18 protein-coding genes are annotated in these 20699 nt (G+C 64.2%); 6 read left to right on the forward strand and 12 right to left on the reverse strand.

Annotated features, from left to right (window positions below):
• Positions 1–112 precede the first annotated feature (112 nt).
• Both pcaQ and DVS29_RS08435 read left to right on the forward strand, forming a co-directional pair.
• Positions 113–1087: a pca operon transcription factor PcaQ gene (pcaQ, locus tag DVS29_RS08430; protein WP_118179991.1), complete on the forward strand. Its 975-nt coding sequence runs from the start codon at positions 113–115 to the stop codon at positions 1085–1087.
• Between the two features lie 255 nt (positions 1088–1342).
• Complete coding sequence (locus DVS29_RS08435; RefSeq protein ID WP_118179992.1) at positions 1343–2473, forward strand: 4-hydroxyphenylpyruvate dioxygenase family protein; 1131 nt, start codon at positions 1343–1345, stop codon at positions 2471–2473.
• 60 nt (positions 2474–2533) lie between these two features.
• On the opposite strand, the gene DVS29_RS08440 is transcribed toward DVS29_RS08435, so the two are convergent.
• Positions 2534–3157 (reverse strand): helix-turn-helix domain-containing protein, encoded by a 624-nt coding sequence (locus DVS29_RS08440; RefSeq protein ID WP_118179993.1) that lies wholly within the window; start codon positions 3155–3157, stop codon positions 2534–2536.
• A gap of 714 nt (positions 3158–3871) precedes the next feature.
• Here DVS29_RS08440 and DVS29_RS08445 point away from each other — a divergent pair.
• On the forward strand, positions 3872–6604 hold the full coding sequence (locus tag DVS29_RS08445; protein WP_118179994.1) for a TonB-dependent receptor: 2733 nt from the start codon (positions 3872–3874) through the stop codon (positions 6602–6604).
• Between the two features lie 82 nt (positions 6605–6686).
• Here the strand turns inward: DVS29_RS08445 and DVS29_RS08450 are convergent, their stop codons facing one another.
• From DVS29_RS08450 to DVS29_RS08470, 5 genes are all read right to left on the reverse strand, one after another.
• Positions 6687–8159: an NAD(P)-binding domain-containing protein gene (locus tag DVS29_RS08450; RefSeq protein ID WP_118179995.1), complete on the reverse strand. Its 1473-nt coding sequence runs from the start codon at positions 8157–8159 to the stop codon at positions 6687–6689.
• Positions 8152–9282, reverse strand: coding sequence for a CMD domain-containing protein (locus DVS29_RS08455; protein ID WP_240655515.1), 1131 nt, complete (start codon positions 9280–9282; stop codon positions 8152–8154). Before DVS29_RS08455 ends, DVS29_RS08450 begins: the two co-directional genes overlap by 8 nt.
• A gap of 88 nt (positions 9283–9370) precedes the next feature.
• The gene (locus DVS29_RS08460) at positions 9371–10687 is read right to left on the reverse strand and encodes an MFS transporter (protein ID WP_118179996.1); all 1317 of its coding nucleotides are present in this window, start codon (positions 10685–10687) and stop codon (positions 9371–9373) included.
• A gap of 262 nt (positions 10688–10949) precedes the next feature.
• Positions 10950–11717, reverse strand: coding sequence for a hypothetical protein (locus DVS29_RS08465; protein ID WP_118179997.1), 768 nt, complete (start codon positions 11715–11717; stop codon positions 10950–10952).
• Between the two features lie 207 nt (positions 11718–11924).
• Positions 11925–12356, reverse strand: coding sequence for a VOC family protein (locus DVS29_RS08470; protein WP_118179998.1), 432 nt, complete (start codon positions 12354–12356; stop codon positions 11925–11927).
• A gap of 107 nt (positions 12357–12463) precedes the next feature.
• Between DVS29_RS08470 and DVS29_RS08475 the strand changes: the two genes are divergently transcribed.
• Entirely contained in the window at positions 12464–13342 is an 879-nt protein-coding gene (locus DVS29_RS08475) for a LysR family transcriptional regulator (RefSeq protein ID WP_118179999.1), read from the forward strand.
• Positions 13343–13347: 5 nt separating this feature from the next.
• Here the strand turns inward: DVS29_RS08475 and DVS29_RS08480 are convergent, their stop codons facing one another.
• A complete protein-coding gene (locus tag DVS29_RS08480; protein ID WP_118180000.1) occupies positions 13348–13578 on the reverse strand; it encodes a hypothetical protein in 231 nt (76 codons plus the stop codon).
• Positions 13579–13751: 173 nt separating this feature from the next.
• On the reverse strand, positions 13752–14093 hold the full coding sequence (locus DVS29_RS36840; RefSeq protein WP_124800616.1) for a hypothetical protein: 342 nt from the start codon (positions 14091–14093) through the stop codon (positions 13752–13754).
• Between DVS29_RS36840 and amaB the strand changes: the two genes are divergently transcribed.
• Positions 14086–15585: an L-piperidine-6-carboxylate dehydrogenase gene (amaB, locus tag DVS29_RS08485; RefSeq protein WP_118180001.1), complete on the forward strand. Its 1500-nt coding sequence runs from the start codon at positions 14086–14088 to the stop codon at positions 15583–15585. The two genes, DVS29_RS36840 and amaB, sit on opposite strands and share 8 nt — an antisense overlap.
• A gap of 56 nt (positions 15586–15641) precedes the next feature.
• Positions 15642–16814: an NAD(P)/FAD-dependent oxidoreductase gene (locus DVS29_RS08490; RefSeq protein WP_164707868.1), complete on the forward strand. Its 1173-nt coding sequence runs from the start codon at positions 15642–15644 to the stop codon at positions 16812–16814.
• 458 nt (positions 16815–17272) lie between these two features.
• Here the strand turns inward: DVS29_RS08490 and DVS29_RS08495 are convergent, their stop codons facing one another.
• The 4 genes from DVS29_RS08495 to DVS29_RS08510 all read right to left on the reverse strand — a co-directional run bounded on the left by DVS29_RS08495 (position 17273) and on the right by DVS29_RS08510 (position 20629).
• Positions 17273–17785 (reverse strand): metal-dependent hydrolase, encoded by a 513-nt coding sequence (locus tag DVS29_RS08495; RefSeq protein WP_118180003.1) that lies wholly within the window; start codon positions 17783–17785, stop codon positions 17273–17275.
• An 18-nt stretch (positions 17786–17803) separates the two neighbouring features.
• Positions 17804–18145: a sugar ABC transporter ATPase gene (locus DVS29_RS08500; protein WP_118180004.1), complete on the reverse strand. Its 342-nt coding sequence runs from the start codon at positions 18143–18145 to the stop codon at positions 17804–17806.
• 291 nt (positions 18146–18436) lie between these two features.
• Positions 18437–19594, reverse strand: coding sequence for a porin (locus DVS29_RS08505; protein WP_118180005.1), 1158 nt, complete (start codon positions 19592–19594; stop codon positions 18437–18439).
• Positions 19595–20173: 579 nt separating this feature from the next.
• Positions 20174–20629 (reverse strand): hypothetical protein, encoded by a 456-nt coding sequence (locus tag DVS29_RS08510; protein WP_338069322.1) that lies wholly within the window; start codon positions 20627–20629, stop codon positions 20174–20176.
• Positions 20630–20699: the final 70 nt, after the last annotated feature.

Below are 20699 nucleotides of genomic sequence, written 5' to 3' on the forward strand. Positions count from 1 at the left end.
GGGGGCGTCTCCTTGGGGAATCGTTTTAGGTGACCAGGGGATGAGGAGACTTTATAGAATGGCGAAGGTTATGCAAAATGATGTTTTTTCGCATCTCGTATAACCAACCGTTATGCAAAGAAGCCTTGCCGACAGCCGGGTCAAATTCCGCCACCTGCAGTGTTTTCTCGCGGTCGCGCAGTTCGGCAGCGTGCAGCGCGCGGCCAGCAGCCTGTCCATTACGCAGCCGGCGGTGTCGAAGACCGTCGCGGAACTGGAAGCGATTCTCGGCGTGAAGCTGTTCGAGCGCGGCCGCCATGGCGCCGTCACCACGCGCGAAGGCCAGCTGTTCATGCCGCACGCGAACGCCTGCGTGAGCGCGCTGCGTCAGGGCGTCGACCTGCTCGCACGCGACGAAGGCGCGGCCGCCGCGACCCTGGATATCGGCATCCTGCCGACTGTCGCGACCGCGCTCGTGCCGCCCGTGCTCAAGCAGTTCGCGGTGCAGTGGCCGAGGGTGATCGTCCGTCTCGTCACGGCCGCGAACAGCGAGCTGCTGGAGCGGCTGAAGTCCGGGGCGATCGAGCTGGCCGTCGGCCGGCTGGCCGATCCCGAACGGATGGTGGGGCTCGGCTTCGAGCAGCTCTATAGCGAGCCGCTGGTGGTGGTCGTGCGGGCCGGGCATCCGGCCGCGGTCGGCAGCGCGCCGCTGCAGGTCACGTCGATGTTCGAGCGCTTTCCGGTCGTGCTGCCGCCGGTTGGGACGCTGATCCGCCAGTCCGCGGAGAGCCTGCTGTCCGCGTGGGGCGCGACGCCGCTGCCGGCCTTCGTCGAAGTGCTGTCGGTGTCGATCGGCCGCGCGTTGGCGCTCGAGAACGACGCCGTCTGGTTCGTCCCGGCGAGCGCTGTCGAACACGACCTCGCACACGGCGTGCTGGTACAGCTGGCAGCGCCGCTCGCGGGCATGGAAGAACCGGTCGGGCTCGTGTTGCGGTCCGACACACAGCCGACGGCGGTGGGCCGGGCGATGATCGAGGCGATCCGCGACGTGGTGCGCCAGCGGCTCGCGCCCGCGGTCGATCGACCTCGCAGGCGCGGATTGCGCTAAGCTGGCTCGAGCATCGCCAGCCGGCCGACGACCAGTGGCCGCAGCGGCGTTCAGCCGATGCAGGGGACTTTTCAGGCGTGTACCGGATGGTACAAAATTGCGGTTTGTTCGACCGTGCGGGCGACGCGCCGGAAACGGGCCTGTCACACGGCGCGGTTTGAATGGGCGCGAGCAGCGTGTACATCGCGCGGCCGCGTGTCACGGGTGAAAAGGAACGCCGGAACCGGAATGAAAACAGGATCAGGAGAGAGTGCCATGGCCAGCGACTTGCCGAACCGGCCCGACGCCCAGCGCGCCGCGCAGGACGTCGGGCACAACCCGCTCGGCACCGCCGGGCTCGAATTCGTCGAATTCGCGGCGCGCGATCCTGCGCGTCTCGCGACGATTTTCGGGCAGCTGGGCTTCACGGCCGTTGCGCGGCACGTCAGCAAGAACGTCACGCGCTACACGCAAGGCGAGATGAATTTCCTGCTGAACGCGGAGCCCGACTCGTTCGCCGCGCGTTATGCCGAGGAATACGGCACCGGCGTGTGCGCGATCGGCATTCGCGTCGCCGATGCGCGGCACGCGTTCGACTGCGCGATCGAACTCGGCGCATGGGCATTCGAAGGCGAACGCATCGGCCAGGGCGAGTTGCTGATTCCCGCAATCCAGGGCATCGGCGATTCGCATATCTATTTCGTCGACCGTTGGCGCGGTCATGGCGGCGTGATGGAAGGCGGCGGCAGCTCGTCGATTTTCGACATCGATTTCCGTGCGCTCGAAGCGGGCGACGTCGCGACCGCCGGCCAGCCGCGGGCCGGCACCGGCCTCGTCGCCGTCGATCACCTGACGCAGACGGTCGGCGCGGGCCGGATGCAGGAGTGGATCGACTTTTACCGCGACCTGCTGAATTTCCGCGAGATCCACGAGCTTCACGCGAACTGGCATGTCTCGGCGGAATCGCGCGTGATGGTGTCGCCGTGCGGCGCGATCCGGATTCCGCTGTATGAAGAGGGCACGCGGCGCACGAGCCTGATGCACGACTATCTGCCGGATCATCCCGGCGAGGGGGTGCAGCACATCGCGCTCGCCACCGACGACATCTTCGCGTGCGTCGAGCGGTTGATGGCGAACGGCCTGCGCTTCGTCGAGCCGCCGCCGCGCTACTACGAGCAGATCGATGCGCGGCTGCCGGGACATGGTCTCGACGTGGAGCGTCTGAAACGCTGCCGGATTCTCGTCGATGGCGAGACGAGCGGCGACGGCGGTCCGCAGTTTTTCTTCCAGACCTTCGTCGAACGGCACGCGGGCGAGATTTTCTTCGAGATCGTCCAGCGTCGGGGGCATCATGGCTTCGGCGAAGGCAATCTTGCCGCGCTGGCGGCGGCGCGCACGGGCGCCTGATGCGGTTCGATCACGCCCGCGCGCAGTCGTCGCGGTCGTGATGCCGAACCCGCGCGCGCATCAGCTTTTCGATTCTCCGGGCGGACGCGGCATCTCGACGTTCGTCGCCATCCACAGCACCTCCGCGTCTTCGTCGCTCGTCGAAATCGCCGCATGACCGGTGCGGCTGTCGAAGTACAGACTGTCGCCCGCGTTGAGGTCGGTCGGCGCGTACAGCTCCGAGTAGAGCCGCACGCTGCCGCTGATCACGTACAGAAACTCTTCGCCTTCGTGGCGGCCCCAGTCGTCGAACGCGTCAAGCGTATGCGCCGAGATGCGGATGCGGAACGGCAGCATCGCCTTGTGCGCGAGATCGGTGGCGAGCAGCTCCATCTGGTAGCCGCGATACGCGTGCCGCTGACCTGCATCTTTGCGCGTGAGCGCGCGACGACCGCTCGCGCTGAGCTTCGGTGTCGAGCCGAACAGTTCACCGAGATCGATCTTCAGTCCGACGACGATCTTCTGCAGCACGTCGAACGTCGGCGACATCAGGCCGTTTTCGATCTTCGACAACGTCGAGCGCGATACGCCGCACAGGCGGCTCGCGGTTTCGAGCGTCAGGTCGTGCGCGAGCCGCGCGGCGCGCACGCGACGCCCGAGATCGGCGCTCGAAGACTCGGCGGGTTTGGTGAGATTGGCGTCCATGAAATACAGGAAAACGGGCGCCGGCGGGGCGCTGTGTTTCCGATCATAACATCTGCTCGAAGCGTTCCAGTGCGGGCGGAATTCGCGTTCCAGGCGAATTCCGCCTTTCTGATCGGAAACGCGATTGCGTGGGCCGCGCTGCCGTCGTCGCCAGGCGTTTCTCCACATTCGTAAAAGAAAGCGACAGCATCGTTGCGTTCGACGCGTGCTCATCGATCGTCTGCATCCCTTACTGGTACACGATTCGCGGCACGCACGGCCCACCGGAAGGTAAGGCGTGGAAAGGCGAATTGTGTGTACCGAAGTTTGTGGGGGCCAAAAAAAGTTTGATGAAGCGTTTGTGTCTTGTTATGTTTCCTCTGCCTCGCGAGACAGCTACCTGGTTTGAGTGAAGACAGCCTGTTCGCGTCGTTTCGCAGTTTCACGTTTCGCAGTTTCATTCGCTGACGTCCGCGCTTCGGTCGCCTGCTCTGCAGCAGCAGCGACGGTGCGCGTCCATCGACGTCGGACCATATCGAACCCTTAGGGATTCGCCTTCTGATGGCGGAGGATGACGCACGTCCAGCGAAATCGAATCGTTCAGGAAAAGAATTTAGGTATACGAATCAGTTAAATAGAGGTTCGCGCTCGACCCGTGCCACGCGGACTGGAACGGGAGGTTCACAAGATCTCCTGGGAATGGGGCTTTCCTTATTGCATAGAGAGAGGGGGATCATGAAACAACGGGGTTTGACGCTGGCCATCAGAAATATCGTCTGGGCCGAACTTGCATTGTCCGCAGCGATGGCGGGACCGGTATTCGCGCAGAGCCAGACGGCGACCGCGGCGGCGGCCACTTCAGGCGCGTCCGCGACGGCGGCGACGGATACGCCGGCCTCCGCGAGCGCAACGGCCGCGGCGCCGGCCGCTGCATCGGGAGCATCGGCAGCATCGGCATCGGGTTCCGTGCAGAAGATGCAGGGCATCCAGGTCACCGGTTCGCTGATTCGCAGCTCCGACAAGGTTGGCTTCAACCAGGTGCAGAAGGTCACGCAGAAGGACATCCAGGACAGCGGCGCGGTCAGCGTGGCGGACTATCTGCGCGACACGGCGGCCAACTCCGCGAACAGCTGGAACGAAGGGCAGAGCGGCAATTTCGCGGCGGGTGCGTCCGGCATCGCGCTGCGCGGTCTGAGCGAGAAATACACGCTCGTGCTGGTGGACGGTCAACGCGTCACGCCGTATGCGTTCTACTCGAACAGCGTCGACTCGTTCTTCGACCTGAACACGCTGCCGCTCAACATCATCGATCACATCGACATCGTGAAGACGGGCGCCGTCTCCGAATATGGTTCAGATGCGGTCGCGGGCGTGGTCAACATCATCACGAAGCACAACTACCAGGGGCTGCAGCTCGACGGCAATCTCGGCTCGTCGGTCGACGGGCATGGCGGCAATGGCACCGGCAAGTTCGGCATTCTCGGCGGCTTCGGCAACCTGACGTCGGACGGCTACAACTTCACGGTGGCCGCAAGCGTCTACAAGACGAACGGTTCGTCGCTCGCCGATCGCGACGCCACCGCCAACGAAGACTTCAGCAACTTGCCTGGCGGTTCGTCGCTGCTCGCGCCGTCGTACTGGACGACCGCATCCGGCAGCCTCGCCGCGTTGAGCAGCTGCCCGTACGGCAGCACGGTGAAGTCGGCCGCGACCAACGCATCGACCGCGGGATCGACGGGAACGATATGCGGATACAACGCCGCGAGCCAGATGTCGATCGTGCCGGAGAGCGAGCGCGCGAATGCAAAGATTCACGGCGACTTCAAGATCGACGACAACACGACCGCGTTCGTCGACTTCTGGGAGAGCTACAACCAGACGAAGCAGAACCAGGGCGTGTGGAAGAACACGGTGGACGGTTCGACGCTCGTCTACGACGCCTCGACTGGTCTGCTGTCTGGCTTCAACAATACGGTGCCGGCAAGCAATCCGTACAACCCGTACGGCACTGCGACGGCGTTGACGTACACGTTTCCGAAAACCGTCACAGACACGACGAACTCTGAATTCTGGCGCGCGTCGACCGGCGTGAAGGGTTCGTTCAGCCTGCCGCACCTCGGCGACTGGGACTGGCAGACGTCGTATGGCCACTCCGAGAGCATCGTCGACAACACCATCTCGAACCAGCTCAACGCGAAGGTGCTCGAGGAAATCTACCAGGACGGCACGTACGATTTCGCGAATCCGTCAGCGACGCCGAATGCCACGAACGGCCTCTACATGGACGCGACCAACATCGCGGTGTCGAAGCTCGACGTGGTGGACGCAACGCTGTCCACGCCGAACCTTTTCCACCTGCCAACCGGCGATGTCGGCTTTGGTATCGGCGCGCAGGCGTTCCACCAGACTGAAGATCTGAGAGAAGGCTATGAGAGTACCGAAGGCCTGATCGTCAATCCGGATCTGCAGACGGTGAATGGTGCGCGCAGCGTGGGCGCCGTCTACTACCAGTTCGACATCCCGCTGCTTCGCAACCTGACGTTCAGCCAGTCGGGCCGCTACGACCACTACAGCGACGTGGGCGGTGCGTTCTCGCCGCGCTTCGCGCTGCGATACCAGCCAGTCAGCGCATTCACGACGTACGCTTCGTATAGCCGGGGATTCCGCGCACCGACCTTCGTCGAGGATGGCAACTCGAAGAGTCTGGGCTACCAGACTGACCCGTCGGGCGACGACGTGACCACGGTCACCGAGGGCAATTCGAAACTCGAGGCCGAGCGGACGAAGAACTTCAACATTGGCTTCCAGCTGTCGCCGGCGAGGAACACAGACCTCGGGTTCGACTGGTACCGCATTCATATCGACAACGTGATCGGCGAAAACTGGAATACGGCCACGGCCGTGACGGATTCCAGCGGAAATGTCGAGTACTACGAACTTCAATACCAGAATCTCGGATCGCTCGACACGAGCGGTTTCGAGGCCTCGTTCCGCCAGGCGCTGCCGACGAAGATCGGTACGTTCACGCTGTCGGCGGACTGGGCCTACGTCGACACGTTCTGGTTCTCCCAGGACGGAACCGAGTACAACGGTGCGGGCAACAACCTGCTGATCAGTCAGCCGTTCGGCGGCAGCTTCCCGCGCTGGCGCGGCAACACCACGTTGAGCTGGGCGTGGCACAAGTGGAACGCGGCGCTGACGTGGCTGTACACCGGTCCATACACGCAGGCCATCGACACGTCGGCCGGCAACGCGGGCAAGGTTGCGTCGTACAGCCAGTTCAATCTGATGATGACGTACAGCGGTTTCAAGAACTGGACGGTCTACGGGGGCGTCAACAACCTCTTCAACCGCGTACCGCCGTGGGATTCCGTCTGGGCCTATTCGCTGTCGCAGACCGGGTATGACCAGTCGCTCTACGAGTACTACGGGCGCTACGTGCAGATCGGTGCGACCTACAAGTTTTGACGGTTTCGCATAGATCGCATCGAGGCTGCGGCATGCTCCCTGGGGAATGCCGCAGCCTTGTTTTTCTCAAGTACGTTGAGCCTCAAGCCACGTTCACAACCTCTCCATCGTCCTCGTCGTCATCCTGCCACTCGTCGCCGAACAGCTCCGGTTTGTCGAACGCCTGCAGCGCCGCGTAGTGCGCGTCGCAATCGTCGTGCAAAAGACTCGCGGCAATGCCCTGCGCGAGACGCTTCGCGCCGGTCGTCACTGCCGGAATATCGCCGGACAGCTTGCCCGCGCTCGCGGTCGCCGAGTAGTTGAACAGGTGGAGTCGGCTGAGCTCTGGCGTGCGTCCTTCAACCTTCTCCTGGCACTCGAACGCGTAGCCGAGATACGGCGAATTCGCGAGCTCCGTGTTGTGCGGCTCGCCGCGTGCATCGAATGCGTCCTTCCACAAACGGATGTTGTCGACGAACGCCGCAAGCTCCGGCCGCACTTCGAGTTCGGTACTGAAGCCCGTCGCGAAGACGATGAAGTCGACCGGATAGCGGCCGCGCGGCGTGTGCACGACGAGCGCATCGCCGCGCTCGTCGATACGTTCCACCGGACTGCCCAGATGAAAGTGCGCATGGTCGTGACGCGACACGCGCAGCGTGCTGCTGCGCGGCGGTGGAGTCTGCGTCGCCGCCGCGTAGGTGTTGATGCGCCACTTCCAGTCGTCGGGCAGCGACGCGAAGCCGTGCACGAGCCCCGGGCTCGACACGCCGGTCAGCTTGTTGATCCGCGGCAGATCGCGCCGCCGCACGAACAGATCGAGCCGCGCGGCGCCGGCTTCGAGCGCCGTCGCCGCATTGTCCATTGCCGATGCGCCGGCGCCGACCACCGCGACGCGCTTCCCGCGCAATGCCGCGAAGTCGATGTCGTCGGCGGAATGCGCCCAGCGGCGGCGATCCAGCGTGCGTGCCAGCGCGGGCACCTGCGGCTGACCGCCGCCGTCGCGGCCGGTCGCGAGCACCACATGGCGCGCGAGCGCGCGCTCGTCGCCCGAGGGTGTGGTCAGGAGAACTTCGAACAGGCCTTCGCTGGCAGGCCGAATTTCACGCACGGTCGTCAGGCTGTCGATCTCGAGTCCGAGCACGCGGCGATACCAGACGAGGTAGTCCATCCACTGTTCGCGGGGAATCTTGTCGAGCATCTGCCATGCATCGAGGCCGAACTGCGCTTCGAACCATGCGCGAAACGTCAGCGCCGGCAAGCCGAGGCATGGACCCGTCAGATCCTTCGGAGAACGGAGCGTTTCCATGCGCGCGAAGGTGATCCATGGACCTTCGAGGCCAGCCGGCGCCCGGTCGACGATGCGCAGATTATCGACGCCGAGCAGCTTCAACGCGCCCGCCGCCGTGAGCCCGCACATGCCACCGCCGACGATCAGCACGTCCGTGACCGCCGTGCCGTCCACCGAGCGACGCGGCACCCAGCTCTTCGCCGGCAGGCACAACCATTCGAGATCCTGCCGCAGCCGCGCTTCCAGCTCCGCGAGCGACGCGAGTTTCGTCGACGCTGCATCAGCCATGACGGCCTCCGCTTGCCGCGGTCTCGCGCGCCTGGGGCAGCACCGGCTCGCCGAGCGTTTGCATCAGACGGTTGGCCCACGCGAAGATCGCGGTGACGTGCGAGAAGTCGAGAATCTCGCCGTCTGTGAGACCGAGTGTTCGCAGCGGCGCGACGTCGGCCACGTCGAACGCGGCGGTATCGAGCGTCAGGCGGCGCGCGTAGCGCATCAGCGCGGTTTCGCGTTCCGTTGCGCCATCCGCGTACGGATCGGCGAACACGCGCGCGACGAGCGCCGGGTCCTTCGTCAGCTGGTTCAGGCGTTGCGCGTGAACCGAGGCGCAGTACGGGCAGCCGTTCACGGTCGAAACGACGAGCGCGGCCAGTTCGCGCTCGGCGCGCGACAGGCCGCCCGGCGCATACATGATCGCGTTGTAGGTGGCGCTGCGTTCGCGCAGCACGTCAGGATGGTGGACGAGCGTCAGGTAGTACGGCGACTGGCGCGCGGTCGGGCCGCTTTCGTCGAGCACGGCCAGCTGTTCTGCCGATGCCGCCGCGATCGCCACCGGCGTGAGCCACGAATGCCAGTCGAGCGGTTCCGCGGTGAAGCCATGATGACGCACGACGGCGGTAGCGGGCTGCGCCGGGGCATGGCCGTCCGTATCGCGCGAACCGCCGGCGAGCGCCCGAACGGCGATCGCCACGCGCGCCTGGAACGCGACATAGCCGATCAGTTGCGACAGCGTCACGATGCCCGCGTCGTCGAGACCGGCGGATTGCAGCGCGGCGATGGCGGCGCGATCGCATGCATGCGGCGTCAGCGTCACGCGTGCGACGTGATCCAGCACCGCGCTTTCGAGCGCCGCATCGGATACCTGACCCGCGGTCAACGCGACACGATCGAGTTGCTCGAGATAAAAGCGGGCGAGCGCGGGCTCGTCGGTGAGCGTCGCGACTTTCGCGGCGCTCGCAAAACGCAGGCGCAGACCGAGCGGACCCGGCGCGTCGACGAACAGCGCATCGAAGGTCGCCTGGATCGATGCCGCGATCTTCGGCCGATGTTGCCGGATAGCCCGCGCGATCTGCGGGTCTGCCGGCGTCGCGACCAGATCGATCACGTCGTCGGCGGCTTGAGCGAGTGTCAAGTCAGGCTCCTTGTTCTGTGTGAATTGCGGCAGCACGCATGGCAGCGCGGCATGCGTGCTGCGCGTGCGCTGCTTGTGCGTGGCGACATTACGATTCGAGCGTGCCGAACCTGGCGTTCGCCGGCTCTGCAGGCGGTTCGCGTTTCATGCAGATCACCGCGATCAACCCGAGCGACAAACCGATCATCACGTACATGACCGGCGCGAGCGGCGAACCGGTCAGCTTGATCAGCCAGGTCACGAAAAACTGCGCGAAGCCGCCGAAGATCAGCACGGCCACGTTGTTCACGATCGCCAGCGACGTCGCGCGAATCCGCACCGGGTAGAGTTCCGCGAGCGTCGTGCAATACACGCCGAGGAAGGTCGCGCTGAACACGCCCGCGACAACCTGGGTGAACAGCAGCCGGCCAATCGACGGTTCCGCGGTGACCCACGTGTAGAGCGGATACAGCGTGACGAGGTACAGGCCGAGCGACCACAGCAGCAGACGCTTGCGGTCGTAGCGGTCCGAAGCTGCGCCCGCGATCGGCACGACGATCAGCATCACGATCGCCGCGATCATCTGCACCATGAAGCTCTGTGACACGGGCAGCTTCAGCACCTGCTTCGCGTAGGTGACCGTATAGCCGAACGTGACGTAGAACGACACCGCGCTCGCCACGACCATCCCCATCCCGATCAGATACTTGCGGCCCGGCTCTTTCAGTTCGGCGGCGAGCGCCTGCGAACGCGTCTTCGCGTGGGTCAGCATCTGCGTGAACGCTGCGGATTCCATCACGCTGCGACGCATGTACAGCGTGATCGGCACGATCACGAGCCCGACCGCGAACGGGATGCGCCACGCGCCGGCCGCCTGCTGCGCCGGCGTGAACGCGAGCGTCACGACCATGCCGAGCGCGGCGCCGAGCACCTGCGCCATCAGCTGGCCGGTGATCTGCCACGACCCGAAGAAGCCCGCGCGGCCAGGCGGCGCGAGCTCGATCAGGAAAGCGGTCGACGTGCCGAACTCGCCGCCCACCGAGAACCCTTGCAACAGACGCGCGATCAGGATGATGAACGGCGCCGCGAAACCGGCGCTCGCGTAGGTGGGCGCGAAGGTGATCAGCAGCACGGACAAGGCCATCAGCAGCATGCCGAGCGTCATCGCGGCCTTGCGTCCGCGCCGGTCGCCATAGATACCGAGCAGCACGCCGCCCACCGGCCGCATGAAGAAGCCGGCGCCGAACAGCGCCGTGGTCAGCAGGATCGCGTTGAGGTCGCTGCCGGGCAGCGCCGGGTTGACGGGGAAGAACAGCTTGCTGATCACCGGCGTCATCACCGCGAAGACGGTGAAGTCGTACCACTCCATCGCGTTGCCCAGCACCGCGGCTATCGCGCCTCGGCTTTTGCTCGATTGTGCTTGCATCGTTATGTCCCGGTTGGATAGGCCTCTAGGCGGCGGTTGGTTCGACCACGCGCGGCAGCGGTCTGTTATGGGCCGCTGGTCTTTTGCTGAAAGCGTTCAACGGCCTTGTGCGCCAAGTCTATCCGCATGCGACGGGAATAAAAAACTGAATTGCTGATATCGATTCACGAATAAATAGCAAAAAATTCTGCGCGACGCAGTCTTGCTGCGGTCAGAGACGGGGCAACGACGGGAGGAAGAGAACGTCGGTTCGGCGCGACGACTAGCCGGCGGGTGTGTCTGCCATCGTGCCGGCACTCGCGTTCGCGCGTGCGATGCGGCGAGCCTGGCGCGGCAGCACGACGTACATGCCCCACGGCACGAGCACGAGCAACTGGAGAAGCGGCAGAAAGCGAAGCAGCGCGGGCGGCACGATCACGTTGACGACGATCGCGCCGAGTACTGACCAGAAGCACGTGGTCAAACCGAGCAGGGTGGTTTGCATGAAGGTCAGCGACCCACGTGTGATCAGCGCGTGCGCGGCGAATGCGTGTTTCGTCACGTAGCCCGTGAGCGGCGCGGCTAGCAGCAAAAGCAGCAGGATCGGTATCAGCGTCCTGAACAGGAGGAACGCTGCGAGTGGCAGGAACGGGTCCCACCAGTGCACGTAGAACTGGATGAGTGTCCACGGAAACGGCATGGCAGCCGGTTCGCCATGTGTGACCGCGTGGAAGAACAAGAGGGCTGGCAGCGTGCAGGAGCCGGTCACGAGCACCGTCCACAGTATCCAGCGCCGCCACACGCACGACCACCACAACGCTAGCCGGCGACGCGTATTCATCGGTGGCGACATCCGGAACATCGCGCGGCCGTCGGTGAACCAGAGCAGTACCAGCACGACGGCAAGCACCGCGCAGAGCCACGTCAGCCCGTAGACGTAGCCGATCTGAGCCTGAGCGATCGACGCGGTCGATGTCGTCGAGAAGTGCTGAAGATGTTGCGCGATGTACGCGGATGGGTCGGTTGGGGGAGTCCCTTCGGTGGTTGCCATGTCATCCGTCCTCCGGCAATGCGGGCCAGCGTCACAGGCGGCTTGCGCCCACGTTGCGTACCTTGCGTACGTTGAGTAGAACGCGAACTGGGAAGGACATTTGCATACCGGACGGCGAAGCGCAACGCCGTCTGCGATCTTCACCCGGACCGCATAGCCGGCGTTGTCGCGCGATGTCGCGCTGAGTCGATCAGCGCGGCGGTGCGCTTATTTGGCAAACAGCGACGCGATGTTCGCGAACGCCTTCAGTTCGAGCGCGTTACCCGACGGATCCAGGAAGAACATGGTCGCCTGTTCGCCGACTTCGCCCTTGAAGCGGATGTACGGCTCGATGACGAACTCGATGCCGGCGTCGGTCAGTTTCTTCGCGGCGGCCTCCCACTGCGCCATCGACAGCACCACGCCGAAGTGGCGCACCGGCACGCCGTGTCCGTCGACCGCGCTGGTCTGGCGATGGCCGGTTTCGTCCGGCGCGAGGTGGGCGACGATCTGGTGGCCATAGAAATTGAAGTCGACCCATTCGTCGGAACTGCGGCCTTCGGGGCAACCGAGCAGATCGCCATAGAACTCGCGCGCGGCCGCGATGCTGTGAACTGGAAAGGCAAGGTGAAACGGAGGCAGGCTGGTTGTGGTGTCCATGATCGGTTGAATGACAGTGGGGTGGAATGCAGTCTATATATGACGAAACCAATTGAAAAACGATATATTTTCGACCTAAGCATCGAAAATTTTGATGAATCGACACCATGCTGCGTGAACTCAGGACCTTCCTTGCCGTGGTTCGCCACGGGACCTTCGCGGGCGCCGGCTCGCACATCGGCCTGACGCAGTCGGCCGTCAGCGCGCAGATCCAGCGGCTCGAAGAGGAGCTGGGGTTCGCGCTGTTCGACCGCACCGGACGCGCGGCGACGCTCAACGCGGCCGGTCGCCAGACGGTGGAGCTTGCCGAGGAACTGCTGTCGGTCTATGCGCGGCTCGCGGACCGCGGCCGTGGCGCCGACCAGTCCGGGCTGCTGCGCGTGGGGGCCATCGCTTCGGCGCAGACGTCGTTTCTGGTCGGCGCGATCCGGCGCTTCCGCGACGAGGCGCCGGGCTGGCGGATCCGTGTGGTTCCGGGTGTGTCGCTGAATCTGCTGGCGCAGGTGGATTCCGGCGAACTCGACCTCGCGGTGATCATCAAGCCGCCGTTCGCGCTGCCGGCCGAACTCAACTGGCGCACGCTCGCAATGGAGCCGTTCGCGCTGCTCGTGCCGCGGCGTCTTTCGAAACAGCCATGGCGCGAACTGCTGGCGTCCGAGCCATTCATCCGGTACGACCGGAGTTCGTTCGGCGGACGCGTCGTGGACCGCTTTCTGCGCAAGCTTCGGATGACCGTGCACGATGTAGTCGAGCTCGACGAGTTGCAGGGCATCGTGGGTCTCGTCGCGCAGGGCGCGGGCGTGGCGATCGTGCCGCAATCGGCCGGACTGCATCTGCCGAGGAGCGTGACCACGCTATCGCTCGGTGACGATACGTTCGTGCGGGAAATCGGGCTCGTGGAGCGCAGCGCGCATGGTCAGCAGTCCGCGGCGGAGCATTTTGCGGACTGCGTGCACACCGTGACGGAAGCGTTGCGGCGGCGTTGACCGGCTCAGGACGCGGACTGCGAGCGGGTCGCGTCGATATGGCCCTGCGTGGACTTCGCGGTATCCGCCTGCGACGGATCGATGGAGGCTGGGGTGCTGGACGTACTGCCGCTTGCGTCGTCCTGCTGCACGCGATGATCGATCACGCTGTTCTGCAGGATCGCGCACATCACCACGAGCAGCGCGATCGCGATCGCGGCAAGCCCGGAATAGCCGGCAATCTTGAGGCCCTTCATGATGCTTTCTCCCGTAGTAGGAACCCCTGAAACCGAGGCACACACGGCCTTTCTGCGGACCGTGCAGCAGCAATGTAGCAGGCCGCGATGCAGGTTGTGCGACAGGCGCGAAAAATAGTCGACACGCGTTGGACCGGCGCAAAATGGCTAGATTCAATGCGCATCGATCCGCCTTACGCAAGCGGCGGGCCCGTTCCGTTTCGTGTTTGTTCGCAGGCGCTCTCGCCGCGTGGCGATGGGTGGATATGTTCGTGCGACTGCTGGCGTAACCCGCCGCTACGGCGCAGGAATTTCGGATCGGAAACGACCGGGAGCGCTGCGGGTGCAGCGCCGTAAAACAGCAGGTCGGGTACATCGCGTGGCCTCGCAGCGACTGGGAAAGCCCACAGCATGACAGCGAAACTGGCTTTGAGTGTACTCGTCCATTTGGCCAGTTGCTGCGACAGCGACCGGCGTGTATAGTCGCCGGACACAGTTTGTTTCTGATCGGAAATCAAAGGAATCTCGATGAACACGACCTCCATCCTTGCCGATCTCGGCATTTCCGCAGCCGCGCAGGGCGGCGACCTCGCAGTCCACTCGCCGGTTTCGGGCGAACTGATCGGTAACGTAAAAACCAGCTCGCTTGCCGACGTGGATACCGCGCTGGCCCGCGCGCGCGAAGCATTCGACACCTGGCGCAACGTGCCCGCGCCGCGCCGCGGCGAACTGGTGCGCCTGCTCGGCAACCGGCTGCGCGAGAAGAAGCAGGCACTCGGCGCGCTCGTGTCGCTCGAGGCCGGCAAGATTCTCCAGGAAGGCCTGGGCGAAGTGCAGGAAATGATCGACATCTGCGACTTCGCGGTCGGGCTGTCGCGCCAGCTCTACGGTCTGACCATTGCCTCCGAGCGTCCGGGGCACCGGATGGGCGAAACCTGGCATCCGATGGGCGTGTGCGCGGTGATCTCGGCGTTCAACTTCCCGGTCGCGGTCTGGTCGTGGAATGCGGCGCTGGCGCTCGTCTGCGGCAACGCGGTCGTGTGGAAGCCGTCCGAGAAAACGCCGCTCACCGCGATCGCGGTGCACCACCTGATGGAAGAGGTGCTGAAGGAATTCGGCGACGCGCCCGCGGGCCTGGCGGCGCTGATCGTCGGTGGCCGCGAGGTGGGCGCGAAGCTGGTCGCGGACCCGCGTGCGTCGATCGTCAGCGCAACCGGCAGCACGGGAATGGGCCGTGCCGTCGGCGTCGAAGTCGCGAAGCGCTTCGGCCGGTCGATCCTCGAACTGGGGGGCAACAACGCGGGCATCATCGCGCCGAGCGCGGACCGCGAGCTTGCATCGCGCGCCATCCTGTTCTCCGCCGTCGGTACGGCGGGGCAGCGCTGCACGTCGCTGCGACGCCTGTTCGTGCATGAAAGCGTGTACGACGAAACGGTCGCGCGGCTCAAGCAGCTCTATGCAAAGGTGCCGATCGGCAACCCGCTCGAAAAGGGCACGCTGATGGGCCCGCTGATCGACCAGCAGGCATTCGCGCGGATGCAGGAAGCGCTGCAGCAGGCGAAGAGCGAGGGCGGCACGGTGACCGGCGGCGAGCGCGTCGAGGTGGCGGGCCTGGCCGGCGGCTACTACGTGCGGCCCGCTATCGTCGAGATGCCGTCGCAGTCGGACATCGTGCTGACCGAAACCTTCGCGCCGATTCTCTACGTGATGCGCTACCGCGACTTCGACGAAGCGGTGGCGGGCAACAACGCGGCACACCACGGTCTCTCGTCGTGTGTGTTCACCACGGATCTTCGCGAAGCCGAGCGGTTCCTGTCGGCGTCGGGCAGCGACTGCGGTATCGCGAACGTGAACATCGGGCCGAGCGGCGCGGAAATCGGCGGCGCGTTCGGTGGCGAGAAAGAAACCGGCGGCGGCCGCGAATCGGGCTCGGACGCATGGAAGGCCTACATGCGCCGCGCGACGAACACGGTCAACTACTCGTCGGCACTGCCGCTCGCACAAGGGATCGATTTCAACATCGACTGATCGCGCGTGCGCCGGGACGACGGCGACAACATCAAGTGTGCCAGGCGGAGCGAAGCGTGAGTTCAAAGGTCGTGATTGTCGGCGGCGGCGTGGTGGGAAGTTCGATCGCCTATTTTTTGCGCATGAACGACCCAACGGTCGACGTGACGGTGATCGAGCGCGATCCGACGTATGCGCGTTCGTCTTCGGCGTTGTCGGCGGCATCGATCCGCCAGCAGTTCTCGACGCCGTTGTCGATCCAGATGTCGCTGTTCGGCATCGACTTCCTGCGCTCGATCGGCGAACGTCTGCAGATCGACGGTTCGAAGCCGTCGATCGATCTGCACGAAGGCGGCTATCTGTTTCTCGCCACGCCGGCCGGCGAATCGACGCTGCGCGAGAATCACACGTTGCAGCGCGCGCTGGGGGCGGACATTACGTGGCTCGACCGCGATGGGCTCGCGGCGCGCTTCCCGTGGCTCAACACCGATGATCTCGTCGCGGGCACCTATGGCGAGAGCGGCGAAGGCTGGTTCGACGGTTACGGGCTCGTGCAGGCGTTGCGCAAGAAGGCGCAGGCGCTCGGCGCGCGCTACGTCGCCGATGCGGTGGCGGCGGTGCGTCGCGATGGGCGGCGCGTCACGCATGTGCAGACGGCACACGGCGAAACGTTCGCGTGCGACTTCATGGTGAATGCGGCAGGGGCGTGGGCGCGCGGGATTGCGCAGATGCTCGATATCGAACTGCCGGTGTTCGCGCGTCGCCGCAGCATCTTCAACGTCAGTTCGCCGGCACGTCTCGAGCGCGCGCCGCTGCTCATCGATCCGTGCGGCGTGTATTTCCGTCCGGAGGGCACGACGTACATCTGCGGCACGTCGCCGTCCGCGGACAACGATCCGGACGATCTTCCGCTCGACGAAGTCGATCATGCGCTGTTCGACGAAGTGATCTGGCCTGCGCTCGCGCATCGCGTGCCGCAGTTCGAGGCGTTGCGCGTCGAACATTGCTGGTCCGGCTACTACGAGTACAACGTGCTCGATCAGAACGCGATCATCGGTGAGCACCCCGACATCGACAACTGCATCTTCGCGAACGGCTTCAGCGGGCACGGTCTTCAACAGGGACCGGCAACCGGGCGAGGCGTTGCGGAGCTGATCCTGCACGGCGGCTATACGACGCTCGATCTGTCCGGTCTGGGTTTTGCCCGCGTGCTGGAAAATCGTCCGATCATCGAGAAGAACGTCGTGTAGTGCCGCCGCGATCGGCGAGCGGTTGAGACGTGCGATCGCGGCGTGCCCTGCAGCGTGTGCACGATCGCGAATCGTCGATCCGTCAGGTACTTGCGAAGCGCATCCGCAGGATATCCACAAGCTTCTCAACAAAAATTGTGGACAAGTGCACACGGTGGGTTCGCTGCCGATCTCGCCCGCCGTGCAGCCTCGCGAAGCACGCACACGAGTCAAACCGAGTCGCGTCAATGACTTGCGATAGTCATACGAAAGATACCCACAGGTTTGTCACCAGAAACTGTGGATAAGAATGCGGTGTTATCACACCGCCAAGAGCCTTCGCGCACGCTGCGGTGCGACGAACTGCGCACGGCCTGCAAATCGAAGCGGCTCAAGGGCTTACCGCGATCGTGCGCAGGATGGTCACAGGTTTATCGACAGTTTCTGTGCATAAGTCTGCGCGCCGCGGCGCCGCACCGCTACCCCAACCAATGCCTGAACACCGGCAAGCCATACCCACCATGCAGCCACACCCGGCTGCCGATCATCCACGCAGCGAACCACGACGCGCCGACAATCAGCAGATCGCAGTGTCCGCTGTTCCACCAGTTGAGCGAGTGCCGTCCCGCAATCCACGGCACGCCGAGCGGGTTCGGCCAGTCCGCGAACAGATGCATGAGGCCACCGCAGGCGAAGCCGAACGCCACGGCCGCGGCAGGATAGTGTCCTAGCTCGTGATACGACCACGCGAGCAATGCCACCCAGCCAATGCCCCAGTGCGTGACGGTGCGGTGCGTGACCCAGAGCCGCTTCGTGCGGGACCACCAGGCGACTTCGAGCCAGTCCGGCGCGGTTGCGCCGGCAGCGCCCGCGATGCAGGCCGCGATCGCCCAGAGATGATAGGGACCGCCCGCGTGCGCATGCGTGATCAACGCAGCGGCGATGATGCCGGCGGCCCAGCCCGTCGCGTGATGCGCGTGACTCGATGCCATCGAAAACGCGTCGTCAGGTCAGGTCGTGCAGCGTGCGACGGCGTAGCGCAGTTCCGGTTCCGGCGGATCGTCCGATGCGTCGGCCGGATGTGTGACCTTGATCACCGCGCCACCCGAAGCCGGCGTGAGCGTGACGAAGTACGACGGACTCGAACTCGAACCGATCGTCAGTTCGGTGCTGCCGCCGACGGTCGATTCCCGCACGCGCGACAGGTGGCTTTCGAGGCAGCTCGCGATCTGTCGCGCCGGTCGCGCGGACTTCGCGTAGAACATCGGTTCGGAGGCGCTCGTCGTCGGGCCATGCGAAGACCCGCACGCAGCGACCAGGAGAGCGGGGGCAAGCAGTAGCAGGCGTTTCATAGGTCGTCGTATTCGTCGGATGAGGCGGTTCGCGCGCGGGCGTCATGCACATGACGACGTGCGTGGCTTCAACACTGCAACGCTGGTTGCAGGTCAAGGCCAGCGAGGGCGCGATCGGAGATGCTCCGAGTATAGCGACGACACTTGAGCCTTCGCTGTTTCAGGATGCAACTGCGGCAACAAAAAAACGCGCGCGTGACGGATCGCGCGCGCGTTCGATTGCAGTCAGGCTGTTACGTGCAGAGGACCGGCCGATCCTCCGCGCGCAACGTGGGGTTGCAGCAAAGATGCCTAGAAGCGGTGACGCATGCCGACGGCCACGGCCGTCTGGTTTTCCGTCGACGACGGCGCCAGCGTGTTGATCGAAGCAACGTTCGCGCCGAAGTTGCCGAGCTCGCCGGACGCATGCTGGTACACGCCTTCGAGGTACACGTCCGTGCGCTTGCTGAGCGAGTAGTCGCCCTGCAGCGACAACGTGTGCCACTTCGGATCGCCGGTGCCGTTCGAGCCGGTCATGCGGCCGTCGGTGAACGTGTACGCGGCATCGAGGCTCAGTGCCGGCGTCAGTGCATAGCGACCGTTGACTTCAAAGTTGTCGAGGTGCAGGTTCGTGCCGCTCAGACCGCCGATCACCGTGCCGTCGACGCTCGCGCCCTGCACGTTGTCGAGCTGCGTATGGGTGTAGACGAAGCCAGCCGTCGCCGGGCCGTACGAGTAGTTCACGCCGGCACCGTAGGTGCGCTGCGTCTGCGCCGCGATGTTCGCGTCGCCGTTGCCGAGTCCGACCGCGCCGTTCGAATTGTTCGTGAGGCCCACTGCGTTGTTCACCTGCAGGTACGAGGCCGCGAAGTTCAGCGGCCCGTTGCTGTACGACGCGCCGGCGCTCCACGCGCGGTTGTTCGAGAACTGGCCGGCGTCGTTGCTGAAGCCGTACAGGCCTCCGAACTTGAAGCCCGCGTAGTTCGCGCTCGTGTACTTGACTGCGTTCTTGATTGAGAACGTGTTGTCGAGGTTGTCGTTGTCGAACGGATGCGCGGCGAGGTTGTTGCCGTAGCCGTAGCCCGCCTCCGACAGCGGCGCGAGGTAGTCGACCATCGAGTCGTATTGACGGCCGATCGTCAGCGTGCCGTATTGCTCGCTCTGCAGTCCGACGTACGCCTGACGGTTGAACAGTGTGCCGTTTTCGCTGTACTGGCCGTCGTTCATGTTGAAGCCGCTCTCCAACGTGAAGATCGCGTGGAGACCGCCGCCCAGATCTTCATTGCCTTTCAGGCCGAAGTACGTGTTCGACACCGAGCCGCTCGCCTGTTGCCAGTTGCTGTGACCGCCCTGGTTGTTCGTATAGACGAGACCGGCGTCGAGCGTGCCGTAGAGCGTGACGCTGCTTTGTGCCTGCGCCGTGACTGCGAATGCACCCAGGATGCCTGCTGCGATAAGGGTTTTTTTCATGCTTTCTCACTCCGAAACAGTGCATGGAGAATCGAATATCCAGCGCGCGGAAGAAATTCGCGGCTGGCGATCCGTTGCGAAGTGTAAGGCCCGTATTCAATTGTTTGACTTCAGCGAGCACAACAATCCATTACGAAATCGGGAATGAAACTGTTAAAGCGATTTAAGTTGCTATTAATAAAGCGGTTTTCTGGAAATGAATGGTGATGAGCAGCGGCTGGTTGCGGGCGCAATGTTGTCGCGATACGACATGAACGGCTGCAGGGTCCGTACCGTCTGGGAGGGCGCGACAGGCGGCGATGCATTTGATTATTCTGTTTCGCGAAAATCAGTCTTCCGCAATGCGCGGCTGACACGGCGGCGATCTGGATTAGAATCATTGCAGCCCTCTGACCAAGGGCCTTTTTCATCCATTTTTCCACGCGGCCTTCGGGCCGCTTTTTTTATCTATATTTTTGATCCGGGATCAAAAGTTACAGGATGAAAAGCAATAAGCCATTGTCGGCGCGGAAATAATGTCGAATTAATACGCGCGATCACGGCGCATTACCGTCCGATGCGTAACGAGGGGGCGGGGTTTCAGCTGCGCTTGCAGAAGATCGCGGTAATGAGCGGTCCCACCCGATGCACGATGGCCGTGCTGCCGGCGTTCGTCGCGGCGGCCTTGACCTTGTCGAACGACCCGAACACGACCGCGCCATACGCCGACTTCGCGAGCGGCTCGCCGTCGCCCTGGCGGAACATCGGGTCGTCCTTCTCGTAGCCGACGATCGCGAACACGCTGAAGCCGTAGGCGCGCAGGTCCGCGCCGCGGGTCGGCCAGAACGCGTTGATGGAATTGCTCTCCACGCGCATCGGTTTTGCGTCGATCAACTGCTGCGATTCGAGGTCGCCGATGAACTGATGCGCCGATTCGTCGCAGGTCAGCGGCGCGTCGAGCGTCGGGCTGGCGTAACCGGCGAGCGGCCATGCAGCGAGCAGCGCGCCCGATGCGATGAGCCGGGCGGAAAGACGGACGATGGATGCGGGTGTCATGGTTTGCATCGAACTGTACCGGCGTTTGGCCGCGCGTGCTTGCCAAATCTTGCCGAAAGCGGTTCCAGCA

It is taken from the genome of Paraburkholderia phosphatilytica, assembly GCF_003443895.1.
Classification (GTDB): Bacteria; Pseudomonadota; Gammaproteobacteria; order Burkholderiales; family Burkholderiaceae; genus Paraburkholderia; species Paraburkholderia phosphatilytica.

What these genes read in the sequence shown, in the direction of transcription:
- DVS29_RS08500 (WP_118180004.1), bottom strand. Translation starts at nt 18,145, where the DNA reads ATGAAACGCCTGCTACTGCTTGCCCCCGCTCTCCTGGTCGCTGCGTGC.
- DVS29_RS08450 (WP_118179995.1), bottom strand. Translation starts at nt 8,159, where the DNA reads ATGGCTGATGCAGCGTCGACGAAACTCGCGTCGCTCGCGGAGCTGGAA.
- DVS29_RS08510 (WP_338069322.1), bottom strand. Translation starts at nt 20,629, where the DNA reads ATGACACCCGCATCCATCGTCCGTCTTTCCGCCCGGCTCATCGCATCG.
- DVS29_RS08445 (WP_118179994.1), top strand. Translation starts at nt 3,872, where the DNA reads ATGAAACAACGGGGTTTGACGCTGGCCATCAGAAATATCGTCTGGGCC.
- DVS29_RS08465 (WP_118179997.1), bottom strand. Translation starts at nt 11,717, where the DNA reads ATGGCAACCACCGAAGGGACTCCCCCAACCGACCCATCCGCGTACATC.
- DVS29_RS08505 (WP_118180005.1), bottom strand. Translation starts at nt 19,594, where the DNA reads ATGAAAAAAACCCTTATCGCAGCAGGCATCCTGGGTGCATTCGCAGTC.
- DVS29_RS08495 (WP_118180003.1), bottom strand. Translation starts at nt 17,785, where the DNA reads ATGGCATCGAGTCACGCGCATCACGCGACGGGCTGGGCCGCCGGCATC.
- DVS29_RS08475 (WP_118179999.1), top strand. Translation starts at nt 12,464, where the DNA reads ATGCTGCGTGAACTCAGGACCTTCCTTGCCGTGGTTCGCCACGGGACC.
- DVS29_RS08460 (WP_118179996.1), bottom strand. Translation starts at nt 10,687, where the DNA reads ATGCAAGCACAATCGAGCAAAAGCCGAGGCGCGATAGCCGCGGTGCTG.
- DVS29_RS08440 (WP_118179993.1), bottom strand. Translation starts at nt 3,157, where the DNA reads ATGGACGCCAATCTCACCAAACCCGCCGAGTCTTCGAGCGCCGATCTC.
- DVS29_RS08480 (WP_118180000.1), bottom strand. Translation starts at nt 13,578, where the DNA reads ATGAAGGGCCTCAAGATTGCCGGCTATTCCGGGCTTGCCGCGATCGCG.
- pcaQ (WP_118179991.1), top strand. Translation starts at nt 113, where the DNA reads ATGCAAAGAAGCCTTGCCGACAGCCGGGTCAAATTCCGCCACCTGCAG.
- amaB (WP_118180001.1), top strand. Translation starts at nt 14,086, where the DNA reads ATGAACACGACCTCCATCCTTGCCGATCTCGGCATTTCCGCAGCCGCG.
- DVS29_RS08435 (WP_118179992.1), top strand. Translation starts at nt 1,343, where the DNA reads ATGGCCAGCGACTTGCCGAACCGGCCCGACGCCCAGCGCGCCGCGCAG.
- DVS29_RS08470 (WP_118179998.1), bottom strand. Translation starts at nt 12,356, where the DNA reads ATGGACACCACAACCAGCCTGCCTCCGTTTCACCTTGCCTTTCCAGTT.